Genomic DNA, 13,643 nt, shown 5'->3' on the forward strand with positions numbered 1-13,643 from the left:
GCCGCACCACCCTCCGATCGATGGTGCCCGAACAGTCTATTTGCCAGAAAATGCCGCCATATGCCGACGTTCCGACCGGATGACCATCCACTGTGGACTGCGGAGCGTGTCCGGAAAATGCGGTCTGTACACCGCGTAACACTGCCGTTACCCTCCTGTCTGGGAGCGCTCCCAGACGCAGAACCGGATGGCCGCCCCAACGCATGAGATCCCTGACAAAGGCGTCGTGAGGAGATCGCAAAGATGAGTTCCCCTTCAAGCGGGCACCCGAGCCCACCGCGCCGAGGTCCGCGCATCGCGGCCATAGGCGCGACCGTCGCGCTGTTCGTGACGATGATCGGCATCGCCACGAGCACGCAGGCGTCAGCCGCACCGGGCTGCAAGGTCGACTACTCCACGTCCAACTGGGGCGGCGGCGGGTTCACCGGATCGGTCAAGATCACCAACGTCGGCGACGCGGTGTCCGGGTGGACGCTGAAGTTCGCGTTCCCCGGCAGCCAGAAGGTCAGCCAGGGCTGGAACGCGACGTGGTCGCAGTCCGGCACCGCCGTGACCGCCGCGAGCATGTCCTACAACGGCAACATCGCCACCGGCGGCACGGTGGACATCGGGTTCAACGGCACGTACAGCGGCACCAACGCGGTGCCGACGTCGTTCTCGCTGAACAACGTCACGTGCACCGGCGCGCCGGGCACGACGACGACCACGACCACCACCACGACCACCACGCCGAACGACCCCGGCAACGGCAACGGCCGGGTGGACAACCCGTACGCGGGCGCCAAGGGGTACGTGAACCCGGACTGGTCGTCGAAGGCCGCGGCCGAGCCGGGCGGCTCCAAGGTGTCGAACGTGTCGACCGCCGTGTGGCTGGACCGCATCGCCGCGATCGAGGGCTCGTCGTCCTCCATGGGCCTGGTCGCGCACCTGGACGAGGCGGTGCGGCAGGCAGCGGGCCAGCCGCTGACGATCCAGCTGGTCATCTACAACCTGCCGGGTCGCGACTGCTCCGCGCTCGCGTCCAACGGTGAGCTCGGTCCGACGGAGATCGACAAGTACAAATCCCAGTACATCGACCCGATCGCGGCGATCCTGGGCAGGTCCGCGTACTCGAAGCTGCGGATCGTGACGGTCGTGGAGATCGACTCGCTGCCGAACCTGCTGACCAACGTCAGCCCGCGTCCGACCGCGGTCCCCGCCTGCGACGTCATGAAGGCCAACGGCAACTACGTGACCGGTGTCGGGTACGCCCTGGCGAAGCTCGGCGCCGTGCCGAACGTCTACAACTACCTGGACATCGGCCACCACGGCTGGCTCGGCTGGGACGACAACTTCGGCCCGTCGGCCGACCTGCTGTTCACCGCGGCCAACGCCTCCGGCAGCACCAAGGCCAACGTGCAGGGCTTCATCGCCAACACCGCGAACTACGGCGCCACCACCGAGCCGTACTTCAAGATCGGCGACACCGTCGGCGGCCAGCCGATCCGCGAGAAGGCCAAGTGGATCGACTACAACAAGTACGTCGACGAGCTGACCTACGCCCAGGCGTTCCGCCAGCGCGCCATCCAGTCGGGCTTCGACTCGAACATCGGCATGCTGATCGACACCTCCCGCAACGGCTGGGGCGGCACCGCCCGTCCGACGGGCCCCGGCCCGACGACGAGCGCTGACGCCTACGTCGACGGCGGTCGCATCGACCGGCGCATCCACCTCGGCAACTGGTGCAACCAGAAGGGCGCGGGCCTCGGCGCGCGACCGACGGCCGCTCCCGCGTCGGGTATCGACGCCTACGTGTGGGTGAAGCCGCCGGGTGAGTCCGACGGCGCGAGCAAGGAGATCCCGAACAACGAGGGCAAGGGCTTCGACCGGATGTGCGACCCGACGTACACCGGCAACGTCCGCAACGGCAACAGCATGTCCGGCGCGCTGCCGGACGCGCCCATCTCGGGCCAGTGGTTCTCCGCCCAGTTCCAGGAGCTCCTGAAGAACGCCTACCCGGCGCTCTAGAGCCCCTGATCACCACCCCGGATGCCGTCCCCGCCTCGCGGGGGCGGCATCCGCCTTTCCCGGACGGGTGACGGCGGTCGCAGCGCGCCGCACTGCGAAACCGCGCCCGGCGATCAGGGTAGATTTCAGGTGCCCCCCTGACCGCGACAGATCGGACGGACCACGCCATGACCGCCACCACTCCGGTGGACACCTCGTCGTCGACCGCGTTCCGCGAGGCGAGTCGGCGTCGGACGTTCGCGGTCATCAGCCACCCCGACGCGGGCAAGTCGACGTTGACCGAGGCGTTGGCGCTGCACGCGAAGGTGATCTCCGAGGCGGGCGCGGTGCACGGCAAGGCCGGGCGGCGCGGGGTCGTGTCCGACTGGATGGAGATGGAGCAGTCGCGCGGCATCTCGATCACGTCGGCGGCGCTCCAGTTCGCCTACGGCGACGCCGTGATCAACCTGCTCGACACCCCCGGTCACGCGGACTTCTCCGAGGACACCTACCGGGTGCTGTCGGCGGTCGACTGCGCCGTGATGCTGCTCGACGCGGCCAAGGGCCTGGAGCCGCAGACGTTGAAGCTGTTCGACGTCTGCCGCCACCGGGGCATCCCGGTCATCACGTTCATCAACAAGTGGGACCGGCCGGGTCGGGACGCGCTCGACCTGTGCGAGGAGATCAAGCAGCGGATCGACCTGGAGCCGATGCCGCTGACCTGGCCGGTCGGCGAGGCGGGCCGGTTCCGCGGGGTGCTGGACCGCGCCGACGGCAGCTTCATCCGCTACACGCGCACCGCCGGTGGCGCCACGGCCGCCCCCGAGGAGCGCATCGAGCCCGCCCGCGCGCTCGACGAGGAGGGCGAGGACTGGACGCACGCCGTCGAGAGCGCCGAGCTGATCGACATCTCCGGCGGAGAGTTCGACGTGGCGAAGTTCTTCGACGCCACCGGGACGCCGGTGCTGTTCGGGTCCGGTGTGCTCAACTTCGGCGTCCGCCACCTGCTCGACCTCATCGTCGCCCTCGCCCCGCGCCCGACCCCGCGCATCGGCGTGGACGGCACGTCGCGCAGCCTCGACGCCCCGTTCTCCGGGTTCGTGTTCAAGGTGCAGACCGGCATGGACAAGGCGCACCGCGACCAGGTCGCGTTCGCCAGGGTGTGCTCCGGGGTGTTCGAGCGCGGCATGGTCGTCACCAACGCGACGACCGGCAAGCCGTTCGCGACGAAGTACGCCCAGCAGGTGTTCGGCCGCGAGCGCACCACGCTCGACGTCGCCTACCCCGGTGACGTGATCGGCCTGATCAACGCCTCCGCGCTGCGCGTGGGCGACACCCTGCACGCGGGCAAGCCCGCCGTCCGCTTCCCCGGCCTGCCCAGCTTCGCCCCCGAGCACTTCGCCGTCGCCTACCCGGCCGACCTGAGCCGCGCCAAGCAGTTCCGCAAGGGCGTCGACCAGCTCGCGCAGGAGGGCGTCGTGCAGGTCCTCAGCTCCGAGCGCCGCGGCGACGGCACCCCGGTCTTCGGCGCCGTCGGCCCGATGCAGTTCGAGGTCGCCGTGCACCGCCTGCTCGCCGAGTTCGGCTGCCAGGTCAAGCTCGACCACCTGCCGTACAAGATGGTCCGCAAGCTCGGCGACCCGAAGCAGCGCGCCACCACCAACCTCGGCAACCGCGGCGAGTACTTCACCCGCGCCGACGGCACCGAGCTGGTCGTGTTCACCGACCAGACCGCCCTCAACGTGACGCTGCGGCTCAACGAGGGCTTCCTGCTGGAGCCGCTGGTCGCCGGGACGACCTGACCGGTCAGAACGGGATGGGCGTGCGGGCGATCGCGACCATCAGCAGCGCCAGGAACGCGATGCCGAGCAGGATCCCCGCGCTGCCGCCGACGAGCATCCCGACGCCCAGTGAGCGCCAGGCGGCGGGGGCGGCGAGCAGGGCGGCGCCGACGAACAGCACGCCGACGTCGGTCCACGCCATGGCGGACAGGTACTCGCCGCCGTCCCAGCCGAGCGACCCGAAGCAGTCGTGGTCGTAGGCGACCACCAGCAGCGCGATGAGCAGCAGGGGCAGCGCGAAGCCCGCGGCCTTGACGGCCAGATGGGGTCTGCGGGTGGGCATACCGCGAGTGTGCCAGGGCCGGTAGCGCCGGTCGGGGGGATTCACCGGATCTCCACACGGAGGTCGGGATCCGGACGAACACGACAAACCGACACCGCGGGCAACGGGGTCCCGAAGGTGACCGCATTAGGCCACCCGCCTTTTTCACGTTAACGTATTTCTTTTCCGCGCCGCCGTGCGATGATCGCGATATATGGCCTACTCACCTGGAACCGCGCAGGTCAGGGAGTCGCGGCAACCCAATCGGCCTATTCCGTTGAACGCGCGGTCATTACTGTCAATCCACTGATGCGGTCAGGGCTTTGCCGTCCGATTCCTCCGATCGACGGGTTGATAGATCCCGCACAACCCCTACTTTGAGAACCGAGCCTCGCGGCTTCCCTGCGATTTTCCCTGTTTGCGAGGAGACAACAGTGTTCAAACGTGCATTCCTGTCCGCCGCGTTCGCCATCGCGGTGGTCGCCACCCCGGTGTCGGTCGCCCAGGCGTCCACCGAGTCCGGCCCGATCACGGCCGCCGCGGTCACCGTCTACTACGACACGTCGAGCGCGCCGACGTTCCGCAGCGTCATCCGGGCGGGTGCCGCCAACTGGAACGCCCGCGTGTCCAACGTGAAGCTCGTCGAGAACTCGTCGGCCGCCACCCTGCGGTACCGCGAGGGCAACGACTCCCGCGGCTCCTACGCCAGCTCCAACGGCCACGGCACCGGGACGGTCTTCATCGACTACACCCAGGCCCGGCAGTACAACTCCACGCGCATCGCCGCGCACGAGACCGGCCACGTGCTCGGTCTGCCGGACCACTACTCCGGCCCGTGCTCGGAGCTGATGTCGGGTGGCGGTCCCGGCACGTCCTGCACCAACGCCTCGCCGAACGCCACCGAGGCCGCACGGGTGAACAGCCTGTGGGCCAACGGCCTGGCGAGCACCTCCTCCGAGTGGAAGATCACGGTCTACCCGACGGCGGTCCCCGTCGGCTGACCAGCCGACTGAGGGGTGGCGGTCCCCTGAACCGCCACCCCGCGGTCACCCGGACGCCGGTCGGGACCACGGTCCCGGCCGGCGTTCTGACGTTCCCCGAACATGATCCTCACCGCCCCCTCATCCGCCCGCGCGACGATCTCCCCTGTCCGGCAACCCACGCCGGTTCCTGGGGGAGGACATGATGACGAGTCGCCAACCGACGCGCCGGACCGTGCTGCGCTCGGCAGCGGTCCTGGGACTGGCCGGGCTCGGCGGGACGGGCCGCGCGCTCGCGGCCGATAGCCCGCCCACGAGCGCCGCCGCCGACGGGTACGTCTACGGGTACGCGCCCGTGACGCTGGCGCGCACCCGAGCCGCCGGGCTGGCGGCGACCGGTGTGAACGAGCTGGCCCGGCAGGTCGCGCTCGCCACGCCGCGGTCGACCCGCGTGGTCGCGCCGAACGTGGACACGTTGTACTGCAGTGCGTGGCTCGACCTGCGCGACGGGCCGGTCGTGCTGTCCATTCCGGACGGTGGGGACCGGTTCCGGGTGTTCCAGTTCCTGGACGTGTGGACCAACACCATCGCGAACGTCGGCACCCGCACCACGGGCCAGGGCGCGGGCCGGTTCGCCGTGGTGCCGCCCGGCTGGACGGGCGCGTCGCCCAGTGACGTCACCGCGATCCCGGTGCCGTGCTGGGACGTCTGGCTGATCGGCCGCACGCTGGTGCGCGGGCCGGACGACGTCGCCGCGGCCAGAGCCGTGCAACGGACCTACGGGCTGGCCGCCCTGCCCGGCACGACACCACCGGTCGGCGCCCCGCCCCGACTGCCCGCCCCGCGACCGGGGAACCCACCGAACCCGCAGGACCCGGCCGACGGCGGGGTGACCTTCTTCGACGAGCTGGCCGCCATCCTCGCCGCCGACCCACCACCGTCCGCCGACGCACCGCTGCTCGACCGACTGGCGGCCCTCGGCGTCGTCGCCGGAGCCACCCCCAGCACCGGGACACCCGCGAACGTCGCCGCACTGACCGCGGGTGTCGCGGAGGGGGACGCCCTGGTCACCGAGGCGGCCCGGACACCGCTCTCGCCCGCGGGCACGTGGGGCACGTCGCTGGACCTCGGCACCTACGGCACCGACTACCTGCTCCGCGCCGCCACCGCGAAACGCGCACTGGCCGCGAACCTGCCCGCCGAGTCGCTGTACTACACCTCGCGCGGGGACGTGAACGGCGAAGCCCTCACCGGCACCACCACCTACCGCCTCACCTTCCCCACCCCCGCCGACCTCCCACCCACAGCGGCCGGCGGCTTCTGGTCCTTCACCGTGTACGGCGAGGACATGTTCCTGGTCGACAACCCCATCGACCGCTACGCCATCGGCGACCGCACCCCCGACCTCACCCACAACCCCGACGGCTCCCTCGACCTCTACATCAGCGCCACCCCACCACCCACCCACGAACCGAACTGGCTCCCCGCCCCACCCGGCCCCTTCACCGTCATGGCCAGGCTCTACTCCCCCACCACCCCTTGGACCCCACCCCCGTTCCACCCCGTGTAAGCCGCCACCCAGGGGTCGGGCAGGAGACCGTCGAGCCCTATGGCAGCGGCGAGATCGAGGGGGGCGTCGAAAGCCATCCACACCAACGACCCGTCATCCACCTTCGCCGCGCGACTGGTTCCACCACCGGCGTTTCCGACTTCCAGCGCCCACCCGCCCCAGCCACCAGGCCGAGGCCGATCAGCCACCAGCCGCCGTCCGAGCCCAGGACGTTGGACGGCCAGAATGCACCCGCGGAGTGCGCGAGCCATCCGGGTTGTCGAACGTGTGGCTTGCTCCCTGGCGGGCGGGCCCAATGCCGGCGCGGTCGACTCGCCGGACTCTCGTGCGCCCCTCCATCCGCAGACCCGCCGACCTGTTCGAGCGCCGAGGTCGCCGCCCCGAGCGGCAGCACGCTCTCAGCGATTTCGGCGGCACCAACCCACTCCCCCGGATATCAGCAACGCCACCACGACCGCAGTGCACAACCCCGAAGCACCTCACACCACCGTGCACGCGGTCCACCTCCGGCAGGACCGACCGCGAGCTACTGCCCGCCCCTGCGAGGACCACACGAAGGAGACCTCATTTCCCTCGAATCCCCACCCGCCGACACCCGCGTGGACGCGTCAACCAGGCAGGCGTAGGTTCGGAGGTGGCACCCGATCCGGGGCCGTGACGAGCACGCCGGAGGAACCATGGAACTCGGGATCTACAGCTTCGCCGACCGCAACCCCGACCCGCTCACCGGCGAGCAGCTGTCCGTGTCCCAGGCGCTCGCCAACACCCTCGAGCGGATCAAGCTGGCCGACGAGCTTGGGCTCGGCTTCTACGGGCTGGGTGAGCACCACCTGGAGAACTACGCGATCTCCAACCCCGGCACGGTGCTCGCCGCGGCGGCGAGCATCACCGAGCGGATCACCCTGAGCAGCGCGGTGACCGTGCTGAGCACCGAGGACCCGGTCCGGGTGTACCAGCAGTTCACCACCCTCGACCAGCTCAGCGGCGGGCGGGCCGAGCTGTTGGCGGGGCGGGGCTCGTTCACCGAGTCGTTCCCGCTGTTCGGCGCCGACCTCGGCGACTACGACGACCTGTACGAGGAGAAGCTCGCCCTCCTGCTCCGGATCGACCGCGAGGACCCCGTCACCTGGTCCGGCCGCTTCCGCCCACCGCTGGAGAACGCCCGGATCCTCCCCCGCCCGTACGGCGAGCACCTGCGCATCTCCGTCGGCACCGGCGGCAACCCCGAGTCGTCCATCCGCGCGGGCGTCCTCGGCCTGCCCGTCGTCTACGCCGTCATCGGCGGCGAACCCGAACGCTTCGCGCCGCTGGTCGACCTCTACCGCCGCGCGGGCGAGGCGGGCGGGCACGCGCCGGAGGACCTGCACGTCACCATGAGCGCCATCGGCCTCATCGCCAAGAACAGCCAGGACGCCAAGGACTCCTTCTACCCGTACTGGCTCGAAACCATGAAGTACGGCGCCAGGGCCCGCGGCTGGGCCGTCCCCACCCGCGCCGAGTACGACACCTTCACCCACAACTCCCAGGCCCTCTTCACCGGCAGCCCGGACGAGATCGCCGACCGCCTCATCACCGTCGGCCGCCTCGTCGGCGCCGACCGCTACGCCATGCAGATGGACTGGTCCGGCGTCCCCCACGCCAAGGTCATGACCGCCATCGAGCTCCTCGGCACCGAAATCCTGCCCGTGGTGCGCAAGGAACTGGGCTAACGCGCCGCCACCAGCCGGTTGAGGTGCGCCGTCAGTGCCGCCGGGTCGGTCACGGTGACGGTGGCGGACGGGTGGCGGAGGAGGTGGAAGGGGTCGAGGGCTGGGACCGGGTGGTGGAAGGCGATGCAGGTGCCGGCTGTGGTGGTGGAGCCGAAGGTGACGCCGCGGTCGGACAGGGACAGGCGGGCGCCGATGGCCTTCCACCAGTGGTAGGGGCCGGTGGTGGTGGCTTCGGCGATGTTGGCCACGGGGGTCGTGAGGGACCAGGGGCCGAAGTGGATGGCGAGGGTGTCGGTGTCGACGTCCACGTAGGCGCCGGCCGGGGTGATGCCCGCGATGCCGAGCAGGGCCGGTGCGACCTTGGCGAAGGTGAAGGCGTACCTCATGGGTGGGCCTTTCAGCAGGTCTTGAGCGCGCCCTCGACGTCGGGGTAGAGCTTGAGGACCTGGTCGAGGGTGGTGAGGTAGATCGGGGCGGCGACTGCCCTGGACGGGGCGACGGTGCGGAGGTCGCCGCGCTCGGTGTACTCCACGAGCATGGCCAGGCCGACGGAGCCGAAGAAGGTGACGCCGGAGAGGTCGAGGACGACCGGGGAGGCGTCGGTGGCGAACGCCTCGTCCATCCAGGTGCGCAGCTTGGGGGCGGTGGTCGCGTCGACCTCGCCGGCCACGGTCAGCAGCACGGCGCCGTCGCGGACTTCCTGACGACCCGTGATGGTCTCGGTACCCTCGGTCTCGACAAGGTCGGTCTGCTCGGTCGCCATGGACCGAACACTAGTGCGACCCGCGGGCTCCCGCACGGCGCCGGGGCGTGGTCCGCCGCACAGGCCGCGCTGGTTGTCCGCCCTGGCGACGATCCCGCGTCAGACCGCAGGATGACGACGGGCAGCCGAACGACCGATGCGCGGGGCCACCCGTTCGGAGCAGGCTCATGTGCACCAGCACCCACCTCGACAGGATTCCCCCGATGCCCAGCCCGCTCGACGCCCCTCTGCTCAACGGGCCGGTACCCGTGGTCGTCACCGCCTCCGCCGCGGCCGCCGGGGCGTTCCTGCTGTGGACCCGGCGGCGGACGTGGTGGACCCGTGTCGTACCGGTCAGCGCGGCGGCGTGCGCGCTGCTGGCCGTCGGGGTCGGGGTCGCCGTGGACGTGCTCTGGCGGCCGTTCCCGGAGCCGCTGCCGCCGGTCCTGCTGGTGTGGCTCGGACTGGCCGTGCTCGGGGTGGTGCTGGCGGTCGCCCGGTGGCGGCACGCGGGCTGGTCGGCGCGGGCGCTCGCGGTGTTCTCGGCGGTCCTGGTGCTGGTGGGCGGCCTGTCCGGGGTGAACCAGTACTTCGCCCAGTACTCCACGCTGCGCTCGGCGCTGGGAGCCTCGGACACGGTCTCGCTGGACGCCGCCGCGAAGCCCGCCGCCGACGAGGTCCACGTGCCCGAGGGGGCCAGACTGGTCGACGTGTGGACGCCGCCCGCCGACCTGCCGACCCGCGGCACGCTGTCCCGGACACCGATCCCGTCGAGCACCGACTACCGGCCGCGCGACGCGATGGTCTACCTGCCGCCCGCCTACGCCGCCACGCCGCGGCCGAGGCTGCCGGTGCTGGTGCTGCTGTCCGGCCAGCCCGGCACGCCGCGCGACTGGATCGACGCGGGCGAGCTGGTCCGCCACCTGGACGCCTACGCCCGCGCGCACAAGGGGCTCGCGCCCGTGGTCGTCGTGCCCGACCAGCTGGGATCCACGACCGCCAACCCGATGTGCCTCGACTCGCCGCTGGGCAAGACCGAGACCTACCTGGCCAAGGACGTGCCCGACTGGGTCCGCGCCCGGCTCCAGGTCGACGGGTCGCGCGGCGCGTGGACGATCGCCGGGCTGTCCCAGGGCGGCACCTGCTCGTTCCAGCTCGCCGTGCGGGCACCGTCGGTCTACGGCCGCTTCATCGACGTCTCCGGGCAGCGCGAGCCGACGCTGGGCAACCGCGCGGACACCGTGCGGGCCGCGTTCGGCGGGGACGAGCAGGCCTTCCACCGGGTGAACCCGCTCGACGTGCTGAAGTCGACCCGTTTCCCGGACACGCAGGGCATGGTGGTCGCGGGCCGCGACGACTCCACCTACCACGACCAGGACCGAGAGGTGTACGAGGCATGTCTGCGCGCGGGGATGGACGTGCGGTGGCGGGAGCTGCCGGGCGGGCACGACTGGACGGTGTGGCGTCCCGGTCTGGTCGACGCGCTGCCCTGGCTCGGGGAGCGCACGGGGCTCGGCGGGTGATCCGCCGGTCGCCGTTCACCTCAGCGCTGGTCCTGGCGCTGTGGGGCGTCGGCGCGGCCACCGGCAGCCTGGTCTCCGGCCCGTCGGACGACCTGCTGACCGCTGTGGGCTTCGGCGCGTCCTCCCCCTTGTGGACGTCGCTCACGTCCGCGCTGTGGTGCATGAACATGCTGGGCTACCTCGGCACGACCGCGTTGCTGCTGGTGTTCGGCCCGATCGCCGAGCGCGAGTTCGGCTCGGGCCCGACCGCGCTGCTGTTCGCGGCCTGCCAGGTGCTCGGCTGCTTCGCGGGCGCGGCGGTCGTGCGGCTGGGCGCGGCGTTCGAGTGGGACTGGCTGACGTTCCTGGACGGCGACGTGGCGGTCGTGCCGTCGGCGGGTGTGGTGGGGCTGGCGCTCGCGGCGAGCTTCCGGCTGCCCGCGCTGTGGCGGCGGCGGGTGCGGCTGCTGCTGGTCGTCGGGCTGCTCGTGCTGGCGCTGTACTCGGGCTACCTGGAGGACGTGCTGCGGCTGGCGGGCGGCATCGCCGGTCTGGTCGTCGGCGCCCTGACGGTGCGCCGCCGGTCGGCGCCGTCCGCGCCGTCGCACGAGGAGACGCGGGTGCTGGTGGCGCTGCTGCTGGCCGCCTCGGCGCTCGGCCCGGTGGTGGCGCTGCTGTCGCCGTACGCGAACGGTCCGCTGTCCTGGTTCGCCGACGTCCTCGCGGTCCCGCAGCCCGACGCCGACATGGTGGCCTCCGTCTGCGCGGAGCCCGACCTGGTCGAGGCCTGCCGCAGCATGACCGTGCAGGCCTCCTACGACCGGCTGCCGCTGATGGTCATGTCGGTGCTGCCCGCGCTGCTGCTGCTCGTGCTGGCCGAGGGCCTGCGCCGGGGCAGGAGGTTCGCGTGGTGGACCGCCCTGGTGGTCAACCTGGCGATGGCGGGCCTGCTCGGCTGGTACGTGGTCGAGCTCGTGCAGCTCAGCGACGGCGCGGCGACCCCCGGCATGGTCGTGGAGTACGGCCTGCCGTTCCTGCTGCCGGTGGTGATCGTGGTCGTCCTGCTGCTGACGCGGGCGCACTTCCCGCTGGCCACGCCGGTGCGCAGGTTCTGGGCGCCGACCGGTGGCGGTCTGCTGGCGCTGAGCGCGCTGTACGTCGGCGGCGGTTACCTGGTGCGCGACCAGTTCACGCCCTCGCCGACGTTCGCCGACCTGCTCGCGGACCTGCCCGCGCGGTTCCTGCCGCCGGGCTACCTGAACCTGCTGCCCATGCGGTTCAGCGCCGACGACCTGGTGGCCACGCTGCTGTTCGAGTACACCGGCGTCGTCTTCTGGACCCTCGTCCTGGGCGCCGTGCTCCAAGCCGCGTGGCGGGCCGCCCCGTCGGACGAGGCGACCGCCGCGACACGGGCTCGGGACCTGGTGCTGCGCTACGGCGGGACGTCCCTGTCCTACATGACGACCTGGCGCGGCAACCACTACTGGTTCACCGAGGACGGCCGCGCGGTGATCGCCTACCGCGTGGTGGCGACGATCGCGCTCACCATCGGCGACCCGATCGGCGCCCCGGACGCCCGGCGCGACGCCGTGCGCGGCTTCGCCGAGTTCTGCGCGCACCACGGCTGGACGCCGTGCCTCTACAGCATCGGCCAGGAGCTGCGCGACTCCGTGGACGCCCACGGGTGGAGCACCGTCCAGGTCGCCGAGGACACCGTGATCCCGTTGGCGGAGCTGGCCTTCACCGGCAAGAAGTGGCAGGACGTGCGCACCGCGCTCAACAAGGCGGCCAAGGACGGCGTGACCGCGGAGTGGTGGGACTACCGCGCCGCGCCGCACGCGCTGACCGACCAGATCCGGGCGATCTCCGAGGAGTGGGTGGCGGACAAGGGGCTGCCGGAGATGGGGTTCACCCTCGGCGGCATCGAGGAGCTGTCCGGCGAGGGCGTGCGCTGCCTGATCGCGGTCGACGCCGACCGCACCGTGCACGGGATCACCAGCTGGCTCCCGGTGTACCGCGACGGCGAGGTCGTGGGGTGGACGCTGGACTTCATGCGGCGCAGGGCCGACGGCTTCCGCGGGTCGATGGAGTTCCTGATCGCCTCGGCCGCGTCGACGCTGAAGGAGGAGGGCGCCGGGTTCCTGAGCCTGTCCGGCGCGCCGCTCGCCCGGCTGGACCGCGGTGAGCAGCCGGGCGGGCTCCAGCGGGTGCTGGACTTCACCGGGCGGGTGCTGGAGCCGGTGTACGGGTTCCGCTCGCTGTTCGCGTTCAAGGCCAAGTTCCAGCCGGTGTACCACCCGATGTTCATGGCCTACCCGGACTCCGCCGCGCTCCCCCGGATCGCGAACGCGGTCAGCCGCGCCTACCTGCCGGGGATCAGCGCCAGGCAGGGGCTGCTGCTGGCGAAGAAGGTCGTCATCGGCTGGGACGGCGGCCGGGCCGGGGTCGGCCAGCGCCGCTGAAGCGCGGGCAGGCCGCGCACAGGGCAGACTGGGGCGGCGCGGAGCACGTGCCGCGCCCCCACACCCCCGGAGCGCCCATGACCCTGTTGTACGCAGTCGTGCTCGTCGCCGTCGCCGCGGCCGTGGTGGCCGGCGTGCTCTACGCGCGCCGGACGCCGAAACCGGGGGAGCTCCGGGATTCCGCGCCGGACGAGTCCTGGCTGAGCAGGCCGCAGCCGGGCGACATCTGGTGGGCGGACGTGCCGTTCCGCGAGGGCACCGGCGGCAAGGTGCGGCCGTGCGTCGTGCTGCGCACCCACCGCAGGCGCGTGGACGTCCTGCGGATCACCAGCCAGGACAAGAGCGACCGGTCGGACCACCTGCGGATCCCCACCAAGGGCTGGGACCCCAAGGCCACCCACGACAGCTACGTGGACCTGTCCGAGCCGTTCCGGCTCAACGACCGCGCGTTCAGCCGCAAGGCGGGCCGGATGAGCACGTCGGCGTGGTCGGCGGTGCGCGAGCAGCACCCGACCGGCTGGGCCGGCTGACGCCGGGACCCGTTGCGCGACAAGGGGAGCACCGGTGGTGCCGCCGCGGACGACGGCAC

The 13,643-nt window shown here is 71.6% G+C and carries 11 protein-coding genes; 8 read left to right on the top strand and 3 right to left on the bottom strand.

Features of this window, described 5'->3' with window-relative positions; translation table 11 throughout:
• The first annotated feature begins 243 nt into the window (after positions 1 to 243).
• Both CLV43_RS28490 and CLV43_RS28495 read left to right on the top strand, forming a co-directional pair.
• Positions 244 to 2,007 carry a glycoside hydrolase family 6 protein gene (locus CLV43_RS28490; RefSeq protein ID WP_106190767.1) on the top strand — a complete coding sequence of 588 codons (1,764 nt, stop codon included), beginning with the start codon at positions 244 to 246 and terminating at the stop codon, positions 2,005 to 2,007.
• 167 nt (positions 2,008 to 2,174) lie between these two features.
• Positions 2,175 to 3,788 (top strand): peptide chain release factor 3, encoded by a 1,614-nt coding sequence (locus CLV43_RS28495; RefSeq protein ID WP_106190769.1) that lies wholly within the window; start codon positions 2,175 to 2,177, stop codon positions 3,786 to 3,788.
• Between the two features lie 4 nt (positions 3,789 to 3,792).
• On the opposite strand, the gene CLV43_RS28500 is transcribed toward CLV43_RS28495, so the two are convergent.
• On the bottom strand, positions 3,793 to 4,110 hold the full coding sequence (locus CLV43_RS28500; protein ID WP_106190770.1) for a hypothetical protein: 318 nt from the start codon (positions 4,108 to 4,110) through the stop codon (positions 3,793 to 3,795).
• A gap of 413 nt (positions 4,111 to 4,523) precedes the next feature.
• Here CLV43_RS28500 and CLV43_RS28505 point away from each other — a divergent pair, with 413 nt between their 5' ends.
• The 3 genes from CLV43_RS28505 to CLV43_RS28515 all read left to right on the top strand — a co-directional run bounded on the left by CLV43_RS28505 (position 4,524) and on the right by CLV43_RS28515 (position 8,348).
• Positions 4,524 to 5,090 carry a snapalysin family zinc-dependent metalloprotease gene (locus CLV43_RS28505; protein ID WP_106190772.1) on the top strand — a complete coding sequence of 189 codons (567 nt, stop codon included), beginning with the start codon at positions 4,524 to 4,526 and terminating at the stop codon, positions 5,088 to 5,090.
• A gap of 184 nt (positions 5,091 to 5,274) precedes the next feature.
• The gene (locus CLV43_RS28510) at positions 5,275 to 6,639 is read left to right on the top strand and encodes a DUF1254 domain-containing protein (RefSeq protein WP_106191371.1); all 1,365 of its coding nucleotides are present in this window, start codon (positions 5,275 to 5,277) and stop codon (positions 6,637 to 6,639) included.
• 677 nt (positions 6,640 to 7,316) lie between these two features.
• On the top strand, positions 7,317 to 8,348 hold the full coding sequence (locus CLV43_RS28515) for an LLM class flavin-dependent oxidoreductase (protein ID WP_106190774.1): 1,032 nt from the start codon (positions 7,317 to 7,319) through the stop codon (positions 8,346 to 8,348).
• On the opposite strand, the gene CLV43_RS28520 is transcribed toward CLV43_RS28515, so the two are convergent.
• Together CLV43_RS28520 and CLV43_RS28525 are read right to left on the bottom strand one after the other, a co-directional pair.
• Positions 8,345 to 8,734, bottom strand: a complete 390-nt coding sequence (locus CLV43_RS28520; RefSeq protein WP_106190775.1) for a hypothetical protein — start codon at positions 8,732 to 8,734, stop codon at positions 8,345 to 8,347. The genes CLV43_RS28515 and CLV43_RS28520 overlap by 4 nt on opposite strands.
• An 11-nt stretch (positions 8,735 to 8,745) precedes the next feature.
• Positions 8,746 to 9,111: an anti-sigma factor antagonist gene (locus CLV43_RS28525; RefSeq protein ID WP_106190777.1), complete on the bottom strand. Its 366-nt coding sequence runs from the start codon at positions 9,109 to 9,111 to the stop codon at positions 8,746 to 8,748.
• A 203-nt stretch (positions 9,112 to 9,314) separates the two neighbouring features.
• Here CLV43_RS28525 and CLV43_RS48640 point away from each other — a divergent pair, with 203 nt between their 5' ends.
• The 3 genes from CLV43_RS48640 to CLV43_RS28540 all read left to right on the top strand — a co-directional run bounded on the left by CLV43_RS48640 (position 9,315) and on the right by CLV43_RS28540 (position 13,584).
• On the top strand, positions 9,315 to 10,613 hold the full coding sequence (locus CLV43_RS48640; protein ID WP_106190779.1) for an alpha/beta hydrolase: 1,299 nt from the start codon (positions 9,315 to 9,317) through the stop codon (positions 10,611 to 10,613).
• The gene (locus tag CLV43_RS28535) at positions 10,610 to 13,054 is read left to right on the top strand and encodes a bifunctional lysylphosphatidylglycerol flippase/synthetase MprF (RefSeq protein WP_211304602.1); all 2,445 of its coding nucleotides are present in this window, start codon (positions 10,610 to 10,612) and stop codon (positions 13,052 to 13,054) included. The genes CLV43_RS48640 and CLV43_RS28535 overlap by 4 nt, the downstream gene beginning before the upstream one ends.
• A 77-nt stretch (positions 13,055 to 13,131) precedes the next feature.
• Positions 13,132 to 13,584 carry a type II toxin-antitoxin system PemK/MazF family toxin gene (locus CLV43_RS28540; RefSeq protein ID WP_106190782.1) on the top strand — a complete coding sequence of 151 codons (453 nt, stop codon included), beginning with the start codon at positions 13,132 to 13,134 and terminating at the stop codon, positions 13,582 to 13,584.
• The last annotated feature ends 59 nt before the right edge of the window (positions 13,585 to 13,643 follow it).

It is taken from the genome of Umezawaea tangerina (assembly GCF_003002815.1).
GTDB lineage: Bacteria > Actinomycetota > Actinomycetes > Mycobacteriales > Pseudonocardiaceae > Umezawaea > Umezawaea tangerina.